Consider the following 17096-nt stretch of genomic DNA (forward strand, 5'->3'; position numbering starts at 1 on the left):
CTTGGCCTGTGCCGCTCCCGCGCGCTCGCACTACCGTCCGATTCGGCGCCTCAGCGCCGGATCAGACCTGCCGGAACGGGCTTCAGTGGCAGGTCAGCAGGCTGACGGTGCTGTTCGCGCAGGAGGCGATCAGGCTCAGGTTGCTGGCGCCACCACCGTGGCTCGGGCCGCCGTACTCCGGCGTGTCGGCGGACTCGAGGTTCTGCAGGTCGAGAACGTGCTCCATCGGTATTTCCTTTCGGGTTTCCTACTTTCCTCCGGCCGGGGATTGACCGGGGGCTCGGGAGGAACGGTCCGGGGTGCCCAGGAAGGGCAGCACGGGTCCGTGACCGTCCACAGTGGCGGCGAGCGCGAGCAGCAGGCCCGCGCCGCCGGTCTTCAGGTCCATCGACAGCCGCAGTAGCTGGTTGCCGGGTACCGCGATCCCGCCCTCGCCGAACGGGATGCCGTGCCAGGCCAACCGGGAGAGGTGCCGGGTCACCGCTTCGGCCAGCCCCGGGTCGGGGCTGCGCCGGTCGGCCTCGGCCAGTGCGGTCATCAGGCCGGCCCGGCCGAACAGCAGGCTGGGGTGGATGACGAACTCGCCGCGGCAGGCCTTGAGCAGCTCCGGGATCCGCGCGACGCTCTCCGCCCGCGGCCGGTACTCGGCGAGCTCACCGGCCACGATCGCCACGCCCGCGCTGCCGATGGCCAGGTAGGGCAGGGTGCGCGCGCCACCGTCGCGCACCTGCAACGAACCGTCGTCGGCCGGAACGCACTCGGCGAGGTCCCGTCGCAATGCCTGGTCGGCAAGGTCCAGCCAGGAACGGTCCCCTGTGTCATCGAAAAGGCGCAGGAACAGCAACGCCGGACCGGACCAGCCGTGCAGCAGCCCCGCCCTGGCGAAGCCGGCGGGCTCCTCGGCGCCGGCCACGGCCTCGGCGAGCCGGTCGGCGAGCCGCATCGCGTGCGCCCGGAAGTCCGCGTCCTGCCTGGTGCCGGCGAAGTGCCGCAGGTTGAGCGCGATCCCGGCGAGGCCGCCGTCCAGGCTGTGGTCGCGGGTCTGCTCGACCAGGTTCGCCGCGCCGTCCAGTACGGCACCGGCCTCCTCGGCGTGCCCGAGGTTCTCCAGCACGTAGGCGATGCCGTGGGCGCCGTCGTAGAAGCCGGGCCGCGCGGGTGGTTCCCCGCGCACCGCCTCGATCAGCCAGCGTTCGTGCTCGGGGTAGCGACCGGCGCCGGTGACATCCAGCGCGTGCAGCACACCGGCAGCGCCGTAACCAAAGCAGGTGCCGCCGATGCGGAACTGCTCGATGTCGCCGGGGAACAGCCGGTCGGCGCGCTCCGGGGTCGCGCTGGCCAGGATGGCCTCGGCAAGGGACTTGCGCACCACGCCCCAGTCCGGTTCCGGCTGGTCCAGCTCGGTGGTGGCGGGTGCGGGGCGCGCCCCCTGCTCGTCCCGCGGGGCGAGCACACTCAGCACGGACTCGCCGAAGCCTTCCGGCACGGGGAAGCGCCGCTCCACGAACTCGACCAGGGGGAACAGCTTCGCCGGCGAGAGCTCGAGCATCGCGTTGACCGGAAGGAACAGCCACAGCCGCAACGCGGCAAGCGCGTACTCGTCGATCTGGAACCCGGTGCGGTCCCGTGGCGCGCGGAAGCCGGGGGCGCCAAGCGCGGGCCTGCTGCCCGTGTCCACCGGGCAGGCCAGCTCGAAGTCGATCAGCGAGACGCGCGGAGGCTCCCCGGCGGTGTCCTCGCCGCCCTCCTTGCCTTCCCCGTCGTCCCCGTCGTCCACCATGATGTTCAGCGCGTGCAGGTCGCCGAAGACGACCCCGCGCTCGTGCACCCTGGAGATCAACGTGGTCACCGCGTCGAGCAGGCCGAGGGCGCGCCGCGTGTAGTCGGCCACCTCCCGCTCGCCGGTGTCCCCCCGGGTCAGCGGGTAGTTGCGGGACAGCCAGGCGCCCAGGGACCGCCCGCGCACGTACTCCATGGCGAGGAAGTGGTGCTCCCACACGGTGAACAGGTCGTACACCTCGGGAATGCCCGGAATGCCCGCGAGCCCGGTGAGTATGTCGTACTCGCGCCGCAGCCGGGTCACCGCGTCGGCCTGGTCGCGGTCCAAGCCGGCGTGCGGCCTGCCCTCCTTGAGCACGAGCTCCCGCTCGTCGGCCAACCGCTCGGCCTGGTACACGCCACCGCCGTTGGAGAAGTGCAACGACCTCCTCACTCGGTAAGGGAAGTCGCCGGGGTCCCCGCCCTTGCGCGCGGAGATATGGGGCTCGAGGCATTCCGGGAGGTCGACCCAGTCCGGGGTCACGAAACTGGGACCGCGTTTGTCCGGCACCAACGTGCCGTCCGATTTGCGGATCGCCAGAACCCGCGTACCATCTGCCTCCACCCACCGTTCGACGAACCCGCCGTAGCGGGCGAAGAGCGGCCCATTACCATAGCGGAGATCGCTGAGAATATAGGGGCCTTCCTCGCCGTCGAGTTTCCCCGAAAGATCAGCGAGCACCCGCTCGAACTGGCTGTCATCGGCCGGGTAGATAGTTATTAACTTCCCACTCGCCGAGCGCGGAGCGTATTTGGAATTTCGAGCGAGCAGGATGGACTGCGTGCGCAGGTACTTGAAGGAAACCTTATGCTCGATACAGTACTCGTGAACCGTGGTCAACACCCGTTCGGCGTTGTCAAGGCAGGCGGAAACATGGATCTTCCAGCCTTGCTCAGGCAGCGGTTCCGAGGTCGGGCGCAGCATGCGCCACACCCCTAGGTCCCCCTGTGACCAGCCAGAATCCGGCAACTCAAGGTCGCGACCCAGCACGTCCTCCGCCGTGGCGGATTCCCGCTGTTCGTCGAAGAACAACGGATCCGCGAAGCAAAAAGCCTCATAACGGAGATCCATCACACAACCTTTCCGCCCCGCGACGGCGTCTTTTGGGCCACGCTCACCCCTCAGCGCACGGGAGGCCCGTATTGCGTATGCCGCAACCGATTATCGCGAACTTCCGGACCGCCCGCACAACGCCCATCCCACAACAATGGGAAGGGCTGAGCCAATCCGCCATCTCAGCGGTTCCACTGGGCTGTTCAGGGTACGAATAATGGCCTACGTACCGCTCATGGTAAAACGGTGAGTAGGCACGTCACTCACCGATATCACCCAAATGAGTCGTAACGCTCTCGTGCGCTCTGCCATTGCTGGTGGCGACTCCAGGAATATCTGATCATTTTTCACACTAAAGAGAAACCTGTCCACCGTGCCTTACTAACGAGTATGCGATAAGAGCCAGCATTCACACGCAAGCGGATGAGCGTGCACCGGCCGAACGCAGCATCGCCCGCCGTACCATTCGGGTGAAACGCGGGGCGAGTTACACTACATCGTGTAGTAGGAATGCGCGGAACGGAGGAGCGGTGGTCACCTGGCTCGCGACGGCGGTCGCGCTGTGTTCACTGGCCGTCGCCTGCTGGAGCTTCGTCTCGGCGGCCCGCGGCCGATCCCCGAAGGATCCGCTGCTGATCGCGATCGCGGTGGTGGAGGTCCTGCTGCTGGCACAGGTGGTGGTCTCGGTCGTGCTGCTGATCTCGGGCGAGCGGCCGGGCGGCATGGCCACGTTCATCGCCTACCTGGTCGGCTCGCTCGCCGTGTTGCCGGTGGCGACCCTGTGGGCGCTGGCGGAGCGGAGCAGGTCCAGCACGGTGGTGCTCGGAATCGCCTGCGTGACCGTGCCGGTGTTGATCCTGCGGATGCACGAGGTATGGGGAGGTGCCGGTGCCTGAGAACCCGCTTCCGGAACCGGAGACAGTTGATCATAGTGAGTGGAAGAACGCGCCCTCCCGTGTCCCACCACCGCCCAAACGGATGCGCTCCGCGCCACAGCGCTTGCGGCAATCAGCCCACGAGCGGCGAGGCCGAGCGCCTTACCTGCGAAGGTGACAATCGTGACGGAGCCCGAACCCAGCCGACCCGTCTCCCACCGCCACCCGGACGGGGGCGAGGGAGAGCGCGCCGGGATCCGGACCGCGACCGGGCCGGGGCGGGTACTGGTGGCCGTGTACGCAATCTTCGCGGTCGGCGCCACCTCCCGCGCTGCGGTGCAGATCGCTGCCCGCTTCGACGAAGCCCCGCTGGCCTACCTGCTGTCCGCGTTCGCGGCCGTGGTCTACCTGCTGGCCACCCTCGCACTCGCCCGCTCGGGCCGGGCGTGGTGGCGGGTCGCGCTGGCCGCCTGCAGCGTGGAGTTCGTCGGGGTGCTCACCGTGGGTACGTTGACCGTGTTCGACGCCGCGGCGTTCCCGGACGCCACGGTGTGGTCCAACTACGGGCGGGGCTACCTGTTCATCCCGCTGGTGCTGCCGGTGATCGGCCTGTACTGGCTGCGTCGGACCGGACGGGCTACCAGATGACGGCGATCGCGACGTTCGCGATGGTCAGTACGGTGACCGCGGTCAGCAAGTTCCGGCCGGCGGCCTGCTTGCGCACGGCGGTGTAACCCAGCACCAGCACGATCAGGGCGATCAGCAGCTTGACGCCGATCTTGATGTTGTCGACCTCGGAGCTGACCAGGTCGGCCGAGGCGATCCCGACCATTGCCACGCCGGTGACCAACTGGGTGGCCGCGCTGTGCGCGATGATCGTGAATGCCTTGGGGGTCCGGGCGTAGGCGTAGGTCATCAGCCCGCTCAGGATCCCGGCCATACCGAGCAGGTGCAGGACGACGAGCAGGTCGTAGACGATCTCCATACCGGAAATATACTACATGTCGTAGTAAATCTTCAGGCGGGCACCGCGAACAGGCTGGCCGAGGTGCCGAGCGCGACCAGGGCCACCAGCACGCCCAGCAGCCGGATCGGCGCGGCCCAGGACGCGCTCACCGGATACCGCAGCCGCCGGATCCGGGCCTCCACGTTGTCGTCCATCGCGGCGAGCGCACCCGCGGGGGTACCGCCGAAACCGTTGCGGTGGAACCGTTCCAGCGCACTGGCGAGGGGTTCGGCGCCGTGCTGGCTCGCCGCCCGGTCGTCGGCACACATCTCGACCAGCAGCGCGATGGCGGTACAGGCCCTGCCGAGCAGGCGACCCCCGGGCCACAGCCGGCGCAACGCGTGGAACGGGGCGAGCACCAGGTCGTGCCGCTCGCGGGCATGGGCTCGCTCGTGGGCGAGCACCGCGTCCAGCTCAACGCCGGTGAGCAGGTGGCGGGTGCCGGCGCTGACCACGATCCGGGGTGTGCGACCGGGCAGGCAGTAGGCGACGGCAATCGGGTGGTCCACAACCAGCGCGTCGGCCGCGGAGTGCGCGACCAGGTTCAGGATCGCGCGGTGCCGGGCGCGCAGCCGGTTGGTGCGCACCAGGCAGACGACCTGGTTGCCGATCAGCCAGCAGGCCAGCGCCAGCCCGGCCGCCGCCACGCCGAGATGCGCCGGATCCACCGTGCGCCAGACCTCACCGGCGGCCAGCTCGCTCGCCAACGCGCCGAGCGCGGGCACCTGCCCTCGCCGGTAGGGCGCCAGGCCGATACCGAGCAGTGCGCCCACGGTGGAGACCACGACGGTCAGCCCGACCACCTGCCAGAGCACCAGCGCGGTACGCGGATGCGCGTGTGTCCAGCGGCCGTGCCACAGCCACAGCACCACAACCGCGGCCACCAGGAGCGCCGCGAGGTGGTGCAGGACGATGGTCACCGGGCTTCCCCCTCGTCCCGTGGCGGGGCGAGGGCCTTGCGCAGCGCGTCGGCCTCGTCACTGCTGACCGAGTGTGCGAACCGCACCAGCGCGGAGTCACGATCCCCGGTGAGCGCGAGCGCCTCCAGCATCAGCTCGGCGACGTACTCCTCGCGGCTGGCCAGCGGTGCGTACAACCAGGCGCGGCCGGCCCGCTCGCGCCGCACGACGTTCTTCCCCACCAGCCTGGTGAGCACGGTCATCACCGTGGTGTAGGCGAGATCCCGCTCGGCGAGCCCCTCGTGCACGGCGCGCACGCTCAGCGGTACACCATGTGCCCACAGCACATCCATCACCGCTCGCTCCAGCTCGCCGAGCCTGCCCACCAGCACCCCTCTCCGCTCTCCGCACCGCACCCCATCATCCCATCCCGGCCTCCGCCGTGTTTGCCATCCACATAGCGTGTTTGCTGGCAAGGTGGCAGCATGACGACCCTCACTCAGCTGCGCAAGGCCGCACTGTCCTTCCCCGAGACCGCTGAGCAGGAGATCCGTCGTGGCATGGTGGCGTTCACCGTGCGCGAGAAGCGGTTCGCCGCCACGGGGACGGACAAGGACGTGCAGCTCAACCTGCCCGCGGCGGATATTGAGGAGTTCCTCGCCGAGTACCCGACGGCCGAGCGGCTGAGCAGCGGCGTGACGCCGGTCGGCGTGCGCGTCCCATTCCAGGACATCGACGGTCAGCGGCTCAACCACTGGGTGCGGCGCGCCTGGCTCGCACGCGCGCCGAAACGGCTGGCGAACCAGGTGGCCGCCGGGGACACCGTGACCCCCGGCGGGGTCGGCGACCTGCCCAAGGCCATCGGAAAACCGGCCACGCAGGCACTCACCAGCGCAGGCATCACAACACTCGCCCAGGTTTCCGGGCTCACCGATGCCGAACTGCTGGCCATGCACGGCGTCGGCCCGAAGGCCGTTCGCGTCCTCCGCGAGACGCTCGGCACGACCTGACCCACGCACGGCCACCGTGTTTGCCCTCCAGGTAACCGTGTTGGCCGCTCGCGTAACCGAGTTTGCTCCTCACGCGCGTGAGTTTGCTTCCCACGTACGCGAGTTTGCCGCTCACGTCATTCCGCGCGGGTGGCTCGACCGTCGATCTCGTCGGCCCGCTCGACCAACGCCCTGCCCAGCTCGGCCAGGTGTCCACCCATCGACCGCAGCCCTTCCGCGGGTAACTCGCCCCCACGCCGGTTGTCCAGCAACTCCACCGTCGCCGCACCCAGAACCCGGTTCACCCGCGCCACCCGTATCAGCAGCTCCCGATCACGCCCGAGCATCGTCCACACCTTCGCCCGGCAGCATGAACTTCGCCAGATGTTCCCGCACCCACCGCTGGGCGAACGCCGTCAACCCCGCCGCCGACCACTCCACGTCGATCGACACGTCCCGCCACAACAACATCCGCGCCCCGCGAAGCCGCCCATGGCTCACACACACCGTCCGCGCCCCCTCCACCCACTCGAACACGAAATACCCATACATACAGACGAGCCCCCGCCGCCCCGCACCATCCACGAATCCCTCCGGGCCCTCGCTCGGCAGCGGCGCACGATAAACCTGCTCCCGCCGACCGCTCGCATACACGAACACCTCGGAAACCACACCCGGCGGCAGGTACGGCCCCACCACGTCAGTCCTCGACAATGGTGATCGAGCCTGTGTGGTCACAGTTGGCGCAACCTTTACCAGAACAGTCACCACAGGTCTTCGTCAGGTCATTCATCTCGGTCTCCTTCCCTGTGCGTCCGGTGGACACCGGAAGGCCCGGTTCTACCCGGAAGAATTTTCCGGGTCAGGTAATGACCTGTGCCGATCTCAGTCGTTCACGTCGGCAGACCCGATCATGACACCGTGTTCAAGGTACGTGTGCGCAGGCGATTCGACTGCCGACCGGATTCGGCGGCACAACCGGTCTATCGTGAACTCCTCGAGCTCGTCGATGTTCACGTACCGCGCCTCGGCGATCTCGCCGTCCTCGAAGCTGAAGACCGCATCGGATGGCAACCGCGCCGTGAAGAGGAACAACAACTTGTCACCTTCATCGGCCGCAGGTGCCCAGTCCACCGCGAGCATGCGCCCGATCCGCACGTCCAAGCCGAGTTCCTCGCGCACCTCTCGAACAGCCGCGTGACGTGGCGACTCGCCCCGCGTCACGTACCCACCAGGGATATCCCAATAGTCCTTGTAGGTCGGGCGCACGAGCAGCACACGGTCCTGATGATCGGTGAAGATCACGCCAGCCGCGACGCGGGGAGTTGAGATCGTCACGGTCTCAGCCTACGCGAGCTCATACCAAGTTCAACCGCCTCGCCAACCCGGTCAGCTCGTCGCCGGGCATCCGCTTCGAGCAACGTAGCCAGTCCACGACGAGCCCGCGACTCAACGGATGGTGATGCACATGCTCGGGCGCGATGCGTTCGGCCTCCAATATCAGACCGATCGCGGAGCGCCGCTCATCGAGCTTGTGGTGGACGCGGGCCATCTCGAGCTGGTGCCGCACCTGCCGTTCCACCGGCAGGAGATGCGGGTCGACCTTCGGGCCGATCTCCGCGGCGAGCTGAAAATCGCCGAGTTCCAGTGCAGTCGAAACTCGGTGCAGTGCAACGTTGGTCGGGCCGAAGGCTGTCCACAGCAGATTGTCATCGCGGCCGAGCAGATGAGCTGCCCCGCCGGCCCGGGACAGAAATTTCTCGGTCAGAGCGCGGTTTCGGGAACGCGCCGCCGCCATCGCGCCGGTGAGCTGCAACGTACCCAGCACCGAGACGTGCGCCCTGCTCGACCCATCGCCGATGAAGCGGGCGGAACTCGATACATCGCTGACGAGTTCGGCGGCGTCCGCACACCGCCCGGCCGACAGCAAGACATGTGCCACGGATCTCGTGAGGGAAAGCAAGACAGTATGTTCGCCAGCTTGCTCGGCGAAGTCGTATCCGCGCTGGGCACACAAACAAGCCAGATCGGTCTCGCCGAGTTTGGTCAGCACGGCTGCTCCGGCCTGGTACGTGAGCGCGGCAAGCCGCTGACAACGGACCTTTAATTCGTCATTGTAATACCGCTCTGCATGAAGCAGGTCATTGAGCAATGATGGAAGCAAGGTGCCCAGATATCCGAATCTGGAGGCCTGATAGGCGTCCCACACTCCGCCGACCCGATCCCGAAGGGCGTTAATCGAGTCCGGCTGATGATCAGCCGACCTATTCGGCACCAAAGCACGGTAGGTCGGCAGGGTTCGCCGGAGCTCGGGGACCAAAGCCCGGAACCTGGACCGTCGATGGAGAGTCCGGAAGCAAGTGTGAAAGCGGTACACCCAGTTCGGCGGCCAAAGCTGCGAGGACTGACAGGCGATCGAGCTGGATGCGCCCGTTCTCGACCTTGTTGAGCCAGTCCTCGGTCCGGCCGACCAACTCGGCAAGCACCCGCTGGGACAGCCCTCGGCGCCGACGATGCCATGCGATCCGTTCACCGGTCGTCAGCTCAGCCCGTTCCATGAACCTCGACCTCTCCAACTCTATGCCCGGTCATGCACCCTACGCCGCTCCGCCGTCCGCGCGAACCGCGAGCAGGAGCTGGAGGTGGCAAGACAGCCGGGCTCGCGGGTCGTCCAGGTCGATCCCGCTCACCGTGCGTGCCCGGCGCACCCGGTGCCGCAGGGTGTTCGGGTGGATGTGCAGCCTGCCGGCCGCCGAGCGCACGTCGCCCATGGCGTCCAGGTAGGCCAGCAGGGAACCGACCAGGTCGCTGCCGTGCGCCGTGTCGTGCTCGCGCAGCGCCGCGACCCCGGGATCGCGCAGGTCGGGCTTGCCCGCCAGCAGGGAAAGGGTCTCGCCGAGCAGCACCTCCGCGCGCAACTCCGCGATGGTGGCGACCCGAGCCTGCGGCCTGCGCACCATGGCGTCCAGTACCCGGTCGGCCTCGGCCCTGGAGGTCGCCACCTCGCCGAGGGTGGCCACCGGCGAACCGATCCCCGCCTGCACCCGGGTACCGACCCGGCGACGCAGCACGTCGACGATGTCGGTGGCGAGCGTGCGCACCGCCCGCTCCTGCCGGGCCGTGACGTCCGGAAGCACCGCGTAGACCCGCGAACCGAGCGTGCCGACCAGCGCGGCCCTGCGGAAGGACGTCACGTGCACCGACACCACGGTGCCCGTCTCCACCAGGCGCAGTTCGTGCGCAGGCAGGTCCGGTTCGGCGGGCAGGGCGAAGGCGAGCACGGACGCGGGCGTCGCCGGGTCGAGGCCGAGATGGCCTGCGACCAAGTCGGCGCTGGCCCGCCCTTCCAGCAACCCGGGCAGCAGTTCCCGGCCGGGCCCGCCGGGGTGCGGGTCGCTGCGGTGCCGCAGCAACTGCACCGCCGCCATCCGGGACGCCCCCACCAGCGCGCGCTCGGCCCGGTCGGCGAAGGGCTCGCGGCCCTCCTGCACCCAGATCGTGCCGAGGTGGTGCGAGCCTGCCCTGATCCCGATGGCGAGCCTGCGCCGGATGCCGAGTTCGGGATGCTCGTCGATGCGCACCACCTCCTCACCCGACCGCAGCCGCTGGAAGATGCCCCATTCGCGCAGCATCGCCAGATACGCCTCCGGCCCCTCCCAGCCGAGGATGGACAGCCTGCGCAGCTCGTCCACCTCGTCGTCGGAACGGGAGTAGGCCAGCACCCTGTTGCCCGCGTCCTCGATGCTGACGCTGCCGCCGGTCAGCACGGCCACGGTCTGCGCGAGCGAGAACAGGTCCCCGTACGGCAGGTCCTCGCCGAAGCCCGCGGACAGGATCGCGCTGTCCAGCACCTCGCGTACCAGGGTCTCCAGCTGTTCCCACCGCACACCGGGCCGGACGGCGAGCAGCGCGATCCCGGCTTCGGCCGCGGCCTCGCGCAGCTCATCGGCCTGCCCCTCCGGTCCGGCCTTGACCGCGGCGGCGACGGCGCCGCCGCGGGCCGCGGCCCGCACGAACCGGATGGCGTCCCGGCCCCGTGCGCCGATCACCAGCACCAGCTCGGCGGGGTAACCGCCCGGTTCGTCGTCCGGGTCGAGGATGGACATCCCGCGCACCCGCAGGTCCAGCCCCGTCGCCGCGACATGCAGGTCGACCAGGGGCTCGCCGATGGAGACGAGCAGCTGGCGCAGCGTGACGCCACCCGCGGGCCGGGCGTCCTCGACCATCCGTATCCCTTGTTCGATCAGACAATAGACGTCCCAAAAAGATAGCCGATCGAACAACCATCGGCAGGGGGCGGACTCCTTAACGTCAGCGGGAAACATTCCCGTCGAGGAGGCACCCGGAATGGACGCGATCACCACCACGCCCGCGCCCCGCAACGAACCCGTGCGGGACTACGCGCCCGGCTCCCCGGAACGGGAGAGCCTGGTCGCCACGCTCACCGAGCTGGCAGGCAAGGAGCACGAGCTCACCGTGACGATCGACGGTGAGCAGCGGCTCGGTGGTGGTCGCCGGATCGATGTCGTACAGCCACACCGGCACGCGCACGTCCTCGGCAGCATGGCCAATGCCACCCAGGCGGACGCCAAGTCCGCGGTGGAGGCCGCGCTGCGGGCCGCCGAGTCCTGGCGGCGGCTGCCCTTCGACGAGCGCGCGGCCGTGCTGCTACGGGCCGCAGACCTGCTTTCCGGCCCGTGGCGGGACACCCTGAACGCCGCCACGATGCTCGGGCAGTCCAAGACCGTGCAGCAGGCCGAGATCGACTCCGCCTGCGAGCTGGCCGACTTCTGGCGGTTCAACGTGCACTACGCGCGGCAGATGCTCCAGGAGCAGCCGGTCAGCTCGCCCGGGGTGTGGAACCGGCTGGACTATCGCCCGCTGGAAGGTTTCGTCTACGCCGTCACCCCGTTCAACTTCACGGCGATCGCGGGCAACCTGCCCACCGCGCCCGCGCTGATGGGCAACACCGTGCTGTGGAAGCCCTCGCCGACCCAGGGGCTCGCGGCGCACCTCACCATGCGGCTGCTGGAGGAGGCCGGCCTGCCGCCCGGCGTGATCAACCTGCTCACCGGGGACGGGCTCGAGGTCTCCGAGGTGGTACTGAACGACCCGGCGCTGGCCGGCCTGCACTTCACCGGTTCCTCGAAGACCTTCCAGCACCTGTGGGCCACGGTGGGCGCGAACATCGCGAACTACCACGCCTACCCGCGGCTGGTCGGCGAGACCGGTGGCAAGGACTTCGTGCTCGCGCACCCTTCCGCCGATATCGACGTGCTGCGCACCGCGCTGGTCCGTGGCGCCTTCGAGTTCCAGGGCCAGAAGTGCTCGGCAGCATCCCGTGCCTTCGTGCCGCAGTCGGCGTGGGACCGGATGCGGGACGACCTCGTGTCCGAAGTGGATTCATTGTCCATGGGTGACGTCACCGACCTCGGCAACTTCATGGGGGCGGTGATCGACCGGAGCAGCTTCGACCGGCTGGCCGGCGTGCTGAAGGCGGCCCACGAGGACTCTACTTTGGACGTTGTTGCCGGGGGAACGGCCGACGGCTCGGCGGGCTACTTCGTCCGGCCGACCGTGCTGGTCGGTTCCGACCCCACGCATGAGGTGTTCCGTACCGAGTACTTCGGGCCGGTGCTGGCCGTGCACGTCTACCCGGACGGCGAATTCGACCGGGTGCTGCGGGAGCTCGACCAGGGCGCCCCGTACGGGCTCACCGGCGCGCTGATCGCGCGCGACCGGGAGGCGATCGCGCGGGCGAGTGAGGCGCTGCGGTTCAGCGCGGGCAACTTCTACGTCAACGACAAGCCGACCGGTGCCGTGGTCGGCCAGCAACCCTTCGGTGGTGCTCGGGCCTCGGGTACCAACGACAAGGCCGGATCGGTCTACAACCTGCTGCGCTGGGCCAGCCCGCGCACGATCAAGGAGAACTTCGTCCCGCCGGTCACCTCCGGCTACCCGCACCAACGCTAGAAGGAGTCACCCATGCTCCGCTCCGCACTGATCGCCGCCTCGAAGTCGGCCGGTGTCCGCACCCTGGCCGAACGCACCCCGCTGGTCCGCCCGATCGTGGACCGGTTCGTGGCGGGCACCGGTGTCGACGCCGCCATCCACACGGCGACCGAGCTCACCGCCGACCGGTTCGTGTCCCTGGACCATCTCGGCGAGGACACCGGGGACCGGGCACAGGCCGATGCCACCGTGCGGGCCTACCGGGCGCTGCTGGCCCGGCTCGCGGACACCGGGCTCGCGCCGCGGTCCGAGGTCTCGGTGAAACTCTCCGCGCTGGGCCAGGCGGTGGACACCGACGGGGACAAGATCGCACTGGAGAACGCCCGGCTGATCTGCGAGGCCGCCGCCGCGGCCGGCACCACCGTCACGGTGGACATGGAGGACCACACCACCACCGACTCGACCCTGGCCATCGTGCGGGACCTGCGGCTGGACTACCCGGACACCGGCGCGGTGCTGCAGGCCTACCTGCGGCGGACCGAGGCCGACTGCCGGGACCTTTCCGGGCCGGGGTCCAGGGTACGCCTGTGCAAGGGCGCCTACGACGAGCCGGAGTCGGTCGCCTTCCGCGACAAGTCCGAAGTGGACAAGTCCTATGTGCGCTGCCTGCGGGTGCTGATGTCGGGCCGGGGTTACCCTATGGTGGCCACGCACGACCCGAGGCTGATCCCGATCGCGCGGGAGCTGGCACAGCGGGCCGGGCGTGGCGGCGAGGACTACGAGTTCCAGATGCTGTACGGCATCCGGCAGGCCGAGCAGCGGGCACTCGCCGCGTCCGGGCTGCGGATGCGGGTGTACGTGCCGTACGGCTCGGAGTGGTTCCCTTACTTCATGCGCAGGCTCGGTGAGCGGCCGGCGAACCTGGCCTTCTTCGCCCGCTCCTTCCTCACCAGGGGCTGAGCGGGACCGAGGGGTCGTGAGTCGTTCCGTCCGGGCGGACCGGCTCACGACCCCCTGGCTCAGGCCGAGGTGGTCACCGCGTCCCGCGCCTCCCTGCCGGTCGGCCCGGCCTGCCTTGCGCAGTGGGCGCAACAGTAGAACCGGCCGTCCACCTGGACTCCGTGACCGATCACCCGGCACCCGCAGTGCTCGCAGCTGGGCGCGAGCCGGTGGATCGCGCACTCGAAGGAGTCGAACGTGTGCCGGCTGCCGTCCCGGGTGTGGACTTCGAAAGCCATGTCGTAGTCGTTGCCGCAGACCTCGCAGGTCGCCATGCTGGATCACCTTCCATCTCGGATGCGGATGTAGTGATTCCCGCATGGATGCCACCCGAAACCCCCGCGAGTCGATCACCGACCGGTGAACCTGGCCTCCCGCCGCTCGAGGAAGCTCCGCAGCCCTTCCTGCGCGTCCTCGCTGGCCAGGACGCCGGGCAGTAACCCACGCAGGTGATCGGCGGCGGCCCGCTCCGACTCGGCACGCTGCGCGACCCTCGCGTTGGCCAGCGTGCCCTGCACGCCGAGCGGGGCCTGCGCGGCGATCAGCCGGGCCAACTCGGTGGCGCGCTCGAGCTGGTGGCCGGCCGGGACGACCTCCTGGACCAGCCCGATGCGGTGCGCCTCGGCCGCGCCGAACTCCTCCCCGGTGAGCAGGAAACGCATGGCGTTGCCCCAGCCGAGCTGCGCGGGAGCACGCAGGGTCGCCCCGCCGAACGGCAAAATGCCCCGGCCGATCTCCAGTTGGCGGAAACGCACGTCCTCAGCCGTGACCACGATGTCGCTGGCCAGCGCGAGCTCGATGGACAGTGTGAAGGCGATGCCCTGTACCGCGAGGACCACCGGCTTGCCGACCGGCTCATTCCACAACCCGAACGGGTCATGCCGGCCGCCCCCGGACAGCGCGCCAGGCCCGTGCTCGGCCACGGCCGGTGAGACGTCGGCGAGGTCCAGGCCGGCGCAGAAGTGGTCACCGTGCCCGAAGAGCACCCCCGCCCGCAGTTCGGGGTCGTCGGCCAACTCGTCGTAGGCCGCGCTGACCGCGGAGATCGTCGCCAGGTCCCAGGCGTTGCGCTTCTCGGGCCGGTTCACCCCGATGAGCAGCACGTGCCCGTCGCGCTGCACGGTGACTCGCTGAGACATCCCATCCTCCTACTCGTCGGTAACTACCGACACAGTAGGCGACGTGCTCGCTCAGGGCTTCAACACCACCTTGCCGGTGGTGCGCCGGCTCTCCAGCGCGGTGTGTGCCGCGGCGGCTTCGGCCAGCGCGAACGGCTCGTTTACCAGCGGGGTCAGCCTGCCACCACCCAGTGCGGCCAGCGACTCCTCCTCCAGGCCACGCAGCCCGCCGGGACGGCGCTGCCACAGCCGCGGGCCGAGAGCGACCGAGGCGGTCAGCCCGCGGGAGAACAGGTCGGTAGTGCTGATCTCGACCGGCTCCTGCCCGGGTGCCCAGCCGAACATGATGATCCGCCCACCGGCGCCGAGCAGGTCGAAGCCCGCCCGGCCGGCCCGGCCGCCCACGCCGTCCAGCACGGCGGTGACCTCCCTACCGCCCAACCACTCCCGAACCCGCTCCGGCCAGTCGTGGTCGATGTAGTCGGCGGAGAAGGTCGCGCCGAGCTCCCCGACCCGGGCGACCTTCTCCGCACCCCCAGCCAGCCCGACCACGGTCGCGCCGAGGTTGCGCGCCTCCTGCACCAGGAGGTTGCCGATCCCGCCCGCGGCCGCGGGAACCAGGACGACATCGTCCGCGGTCAGCTGCGCCACGTGCAGGATGCCGATGGCGGTACGGCCGGTGCCGATCATCGCCACGGCCGCCGCCTCGTCCACCCCGTCCGGCAACGCATGCAGCGACTCGGCCCTGGCGACGGCGCGCTCGGCGTAGCCCCCGTTCGCCTGACCCAGGTGCACCACGACCCGCCTGCCGAGCCAGTCACCGTCCGCCCCCGCGCCGAGCTCGTCGACCACCCCGGCCACCTCCCGCCCCGGGGTCATCGGTAGTTCCGGCGGCGCGAACGGGCCCCCGGAGTCACCCCGCCGGATCGTGGTGTCCACCACGTGCACTCCGGCGGCCGACACCGCGACCCGGACCTCGCCGGGACCCGGTCGCGGGTCCTCGACCTCCTCGTAGCGCAGGTCCTCGACCTCCTCGTAGCGCAGGTTCTCGGCCGGGCCGAACGCGTGCTGGCGGATGGCGTGCATGGAAGTCCCCGTACTGCTCGCTGCTCATCGATCGGGTTCGACGCTAAAACCTCGAGTTAACTGAAGGTCAAGTGCGTGACCGCGACATGCCCTCGGGCAAGTCGAGATGGTCGCCGCTCCAGAACCCACGCGACTACTGCCCTGCGCAGGTCACGCAATTGCGCTCCACGCTGGTGGCCATCCGACCACAGGTCCGGCAGGGACCGGCCCAGTTCGGCATGCCACATCAGCGCGGGCAAGTCCTCGATCACCACGGACATACCGACGTGGTTGACCGGGCTGCTCGTCGTGGCACGGATGGCCCGGCCGCCTCGAGCCCGACCCGCCCGTTCGTACCGGGAGCCGAAGCCGAGACGGCCGGCCGCCATTTACCGCTTCCGCCCACCGTGCGCGGTATCGAGCTTGCGGGCGAGTCGTTCTGGTTTGGGCCACCGCACCTGGGACGCCCAGCCGAGCTTCTCGAAGATCCAGACGACGCGGGCGGAGATGTCGAGCTGACCGCGCAGCACGCCGTGGCGGGCGCAGGTGGGGTCGGCGTGGTGGGAATTGTGCCAGGACTCGCCCATCGACAGGATCGCCAGGGGCCAGAAGTTGGCGGACTTGTCGCGGTTGGTGAACGGGCGGGTGCCGACCATGTGGCAGATCGAGTTCACCGACCAGGTGACGTGGTGTTGCAAGGAGACCCGGGCGAGTCCGGCCCAGAGGAACGCGGTGACAGCGCCCCACCAGGAACCGGTGATCAGGCCGCCGAGGGCGGCCGGGACCAGCACGGTGCACGCGACCCAGAGCGGGAAGAGCCGATCGACTGTGCGGATGTCCCGGTCGGCGGTGAGATCGGGGGCGAACCGGGCGATATTGGTCTTGTCCCGGCCGAACAGCCAGCCCAGATGCGCATGCCAGAACCCCCGAGCCAGTGCGATCGGTGACGTGCCGTAGAGCCAGGGTGAGTGCGGGTCGCCCTCGCGGTCGGAGAACGCGTGGTGACGGCGATGATCGGCCACCCATCCGATGACCGGGCCCTGGGCGGCCAGACCCCCGGCAACCGCCAGCGCGATACGCAGTGGCCGGGCGGCCTTGAACGCGCCGTGCGTGAAGTACCGGTGGTAGCCCACGGTCACGCCGAGGGTGGACACCACGTAGAAGCCGGTCGCCAGCCCGATGTCCAGCCAGCTCACCCCCCAGCCCCACACCAGCACCACCAGCGCGACCAGCGCGAGGAACGGGGCGATCAGGAACAGCCGGATGGTCATGAGCTCGGTGCGGGAATGCTGCCCGGACACCAGTGGCTTGGCGCCCGTGG

The 17096-nt window shown here is 69.4% G+C and carries 20 protein-coding genes; 5 read left to right on the top strand and 15 right to left on the bottom strand.

The window, feature by feature from the left end; all coding sequences use genetic code 11:
* Positions 1 to 82: 82 nt before the first annotated feature.
* Both FB471_RS15925 and lanKC read right to left on the bottom strand, forming a co-directional pair.
* Positions 83 to 226 carry a SapB/AmfS family lanthipeptide gene (locus FB471_RS15925; protein ID WP_141999172.1) on the bottom strand — a complete coding sequence of 48 codons (144 nt, stop codon included), beginning with the start codon at positions 224 to 226 and terminating at the stop codon, positions 83 to 85.
* A gap of 21 nt (positions 227 to 247) precedes the next feature.
* Entirely contained in the window at positions 248 to 2890 is a 2643-nt protein-coding gene (gene lanKC, locus FB471_RS15930) for a class III lanthionine synthetase LanKC (protein ID WP_141999174.1), read from the bottom strand.
* A gap of 512 nt (positions 2891 to 3402) precedes the next feature.
* Between lanKC and FB471_RS15935 the strand changes: the two genes are divergently transcribed.
* Both FB471_RS15935 and FB471_RS15940 read left to right on the top strand, forming a co-directional pair.
* Entirely contained in the window at positions 3403 to 3768 is a 366-nt protein-coding gene (locus tag FB471_RS15935; protein WP_141999176.1) for a hypothetical protein, read from the top strand.
* Positions 3769 to 4002: 234 nt separating this feature from the next.
* Positions 4003 to 4395 (top strand): hypothetical protein, encoded by a 393-nt coding sequence (locus FB471_RS15940; protein ID WP_142002012.1) that lies wholly within the window; start codon positions 4003 to 4005, stop codon positions 4393 to 4395.
* Here FB471_RS15940 and FB471_RS15945 read toward each other — a convergent pair.
* The 3 genes from FB471_RS15945 to FB471_RS15955 are packed head-to-tail and all read right to left on the bottom strand — an operon-like array spanning position 4385 to position 6044.
* Complete coding sequence (locus tag FB471_RS15945; protein ID WP_141999178.1) at positions 4385 to 4732, bottom strand: hypothetical protein; 348 nt, start codon at positions 4730 to 4732, stop codon at positions 4385 to 4387. The two genes, FB471_RS15940 and FB471_RS15945, sit on opposite strands and share 11 nt — an antisense overlap.
* A gap of 32 nt (positions 4733 to 4764) precedes the next feature.
* Entirely contained in the window at positions 4765 to 5673 is a 909-nt protein-coding gene (locus FB471_RS15950; protein ID WP_141999180.1) for a M56 family metallopeptidase, read from the bottom strand.
* A complete protein-coding gene (locus FB471_RS15955) occupies positions 5670 to 6044 on the bottom strand; it encodes a BlaI/MecI/CopY family transcriptional regulator (protein WP_141999182.1) in 375 nt (124 codons plus the stop codon). Before FB471_RS15955 ends, FB471_RS15950 begins: the two co-directional genes overlap by 4 nt.
* A 93-nt stretch (positions 6045 to 6137) precedes the next feature.
* On the opposite strand from FB471_RS15955, the gene FB471_RS15960 reads away from it, so the two are divergent.
* Positions 6138 to 6662 (top strand): helix-hairpin-helix domain-containing protein, encoded by a 525-nt coding sequence (locus tag FB471_RS15960; RefSeq protein WP_141999184.1) that lies wholly within the window; start codon positions 6138 to 6140, stop codon positions 6660 to 6662.
* A 116-nt stretch (positions 6663 to 6778) separates the two neighbouring features.
* Here FB471_RS15960 and FB471_RS15965 read toward each other — a convergent pair whose 3' ends face one another.
* The 6 genes from FB471_RS15965 to FB471_RS15990 all read right to left on the bottom strand — a co-directional run bounded on the left by FB471_RS15965 (position 6779) and on the right by FB471_RS15990 (position 10867).
* On the bottom strand, positions 6779 to 6988 hold the full coding sequence (locus FB471_RS15965; protein WP_141999186.1) for a hypothetical protein: 210 nt from the start codon (positions 6986 to 6988) through the stop codon (positions 6779 to 6781).
* Entirely contained in the window at positions 6975 to 7337 is a 363-nt protein-coding gene (locus FB471_RS35090) for a hypothetical protein (RefSeq protein WP_246076429.1), read from the bottom strand. Before FB471_RS35090 ends, FB471_RS15965 begins: the two co-directional genes overlap by 14 nt.
* 189 nt (positions 7338 to 7526) lie before the next feature.
* The gene (locus tag FB471_RS15975; RefSeq protein ID WP_211358047.1) at positions 7527 to 7979 is read right to left on the bottom strand and encodes an NUDIX domain-containing protein; all 453 of its coding nucleotides are present in this window, start codon (positions 7977 to 7979) and stop codon (positions 7527 to 7529) included.
* Positions 7980 to 7998: 19 nt separating this feature from the next.
* Positions 7999 to 8916: an XRE family transcriptional regulator gene (locus FB471_RS15980; protein WP_170220822.1), complete on the bottom strand. Its 918-nt coding sequence runs from the start codon at positions 8914 to 8916 to the stop codon at positions 7999 to 8001.
* A complete protein-coding gene (locus FB471_RS35935) occupies positions 8906 to 9199 on the bottom strand; it encodes a helix-turn-helix domain-containing protein (RefSeq protein ID WP_141999190.1) in 294 nt (97 codons plus the stop codon). The genes FB471_RS15980 and FB471_RS35935 overlap by 11 nt, the downstream gene beginning before the upstream one ends.
* 39 nt (positions 9200 to 9238) lie before the next feature.
* Positions 9239 to 10867: a PucR family transcriptional regulator gene (locus FB471_RS15990; RefSeq protein WP_141999192.1), complete on the bottom strand. Its 1629-nt coding sequence runs from the start codon at positions 10865 to 10867 to the stop codon at positions 9239 to 9241.
* A 121-nt stretch (positions 10868 to 10988) separates the two neighbouring features.
* Here FB471_RS15990 and pruA point away from each other — a divergent pair, with 121 nt between their 5' ends.
* Positions 10989 to 12614: an L-glutamate gamma-semialdehyde dehydrogenase gene (gene pruA, locus FB471_RS15995; protein WP_141999194.1), complete on the top strand. Its 1626-nt coding sequence runs from the start codon at positions 10989 to 10991 to the stop codon at positions 12612 to 12614.
* A gap of 12 nt (positions 12615 to 12626) precedes the next feature.
* Positions 12627 to 13553, top strand: a complete 927-nt coding sequence (locus FB471_RS16000; protein WP_141999196.1) for a proline dehydrogenase family protein — start codon at positions 12627 to 12629, stop codon at positions 13551 to 13553.
* 59 nt (positions 13554 to 13612) lie between these two features.
* Here FB471_RS16000 and FB471_RS16005 read toward each other — a convergent pair whose 3' ends face one another.
* The 4 genes from FB471_RS16005 to FB471_RS16025 form a co-directional block, all read right to left on the bottom strand.
* Positions 13613 to 13867 (bottom strand): Prokaryotic metallothionein, encoded by a 255-nt coding sequence (locus FB471_RS16005; protein ID WP_141999198.1) that lies wholly within the window; start codon positions 13865 to 13867, stop codon positions 13613 to 13615.
* 75 nt (positions 13868 to 13942) lie between these two features.
* On the bottom strand, positions 13943 to 14731 hold the full coding sequence (locus FB471_RS16010; protein WP_141999200.1) for a crotonase/enoyl-CoA hydratase family protein: 789 nt from the start codon (positions 14729 to 14731) through the stop codon (positions 13943 to 13945).
* Between the two features lie 51 nt (positions 14732 to 14782).
* Positions 14783 to 15796 (bottom strand): zinc-binding dehydrogenase, encoded by a 1014-nt coding sequence (locus FB471_RS35500; protein ID WP_141999202.1) that lies wholly within the window; start codon positions 15794 to 15796, stop codon positions 14783 to 14785.
* A gap of 368 nt (positions 15797 to 16164) precedes the next feature.
* Complete coding sequence (locus tag FB471_RS16025; protein ID WP_425457106.1) at positions 16165 to 17046, bottom strand: acyl-CoA desaturase; 882 nt, start codon at positions 17044 to 17046, stop codon at positions 16165 to 16167.
* Positions 17047 to 17096 lie beyond the last annotated feature (50 nt).

The organism is Amycolatopsis cihanbeyliensis (genome assembly GCF_006715045.1).
GTDB classification, from domain to species: domain Bacteria; phylum Actinomycetota; class Actinomycetes; order Mycobacteriales; family Pseudonocardiaceae; genus Amycolatopsis; species Amycolatopsis cihanbeyliensis.

What these genes read in the sequence shown, in the direction of transcription:
- FB471_RS16025 (WP_425457106.1), bottom strand. Translation starts at nt 17,046, where the DNA reads ATGACCATCCGGCTGTTCCTGATCGCCCCGTTCCTCGCGCTGGTCGCG.
- FB471_RS35935 (WP_141999190.1), bottom strand. Translation starts at nt 9,199, where the DNA reads ATGGAACGGGCTGAGCTGACGACCGGTGAACGGATCGCATGGCATCGT.
- FB471_RS15945 (WP_141999178.1), bottom strand. Translation starts at nt 4,732, where the DNA reads ATGGAGATCGTCTACGACCTGCTCGTCGTCCTGCACCTGCTCGGTATG.
- lanKC (WP_141999174.1), bottom strand. Translation starts at nt 2,890, where the DNA reads ATGGATCTCCGTTATGAGGCTTTTTGCTTCGCGGATCCGTTGTTCTTC.
- FB471_RS15925 (WP_141999172.1), bottom strand. Translation starts at nt 226, where the DNA reads ATGGAGCACGTTCTCGACCTGCAGAACCTCGAGTCCGCCGACACGCCG.
- FB471_RS16005 (WP_141999198.1), bottom strand. Translation starts at nt 13,867, where the DNA reads ATGGCGACCTGCGAGGTCTGCGGCAACGACTACGACATGGCTTTCGAA.
- FB471_RS15960 (WP_141999184.1), top strand. Translation starts at nt 6,138, where the DNA reads ATGACGACCCTCACTCAGCTGCGCAAGGCCGCACTGTCCTTCCCCGAG.
- pruA (WP_141999194.1), top strand. Translation starts at nt 10,989, where the DNA reads ATGGACGCGATCACCACCACGCCCGCGCCCCGCAACGAACCCGTGCGG.
- FB471_RS15990 (WP_141999192.1), bottom strand. Translation starts at nt 10,867, where the DNA reads ATGGTCGAGGACGCCCGGCCCGCGGGTGGCGTCACGCTGCGCCAGCTG.
- FB471_RS15965 (WP_141999186.1), bottom strand. Translation starts at nt 6,988, where the DNA reads ATGCTCGGGCGTGATCGGGAGCTGCTGATACGGGTGGCGCGGGTGAAC.
- FB471_RS16010 (WP_141999200.1), bottom strand. Translation starts at nt 14,731, where the DNA reads ATGTCTCAGCGAGTCACCGTGCAGCGCGACGGGCACGTGCTGCTCATC.
- FB471_RS16000 (WP_141999196.1), top strand. Translation starts at nt 12,627, where the DNA reads ATGCTCCGCTCCGCACTGATCGCCGCCTCGAAGTCGGCCGGTGTCCGC.
- FB471_RS35500 (WP_141999202.1), bottom strand. Translation starts at nt 15,796, where the DNA reads ATGCACGCCATCCGCCAGCACGCGTTCGGCCCGGCCGAGAACCTGCGC.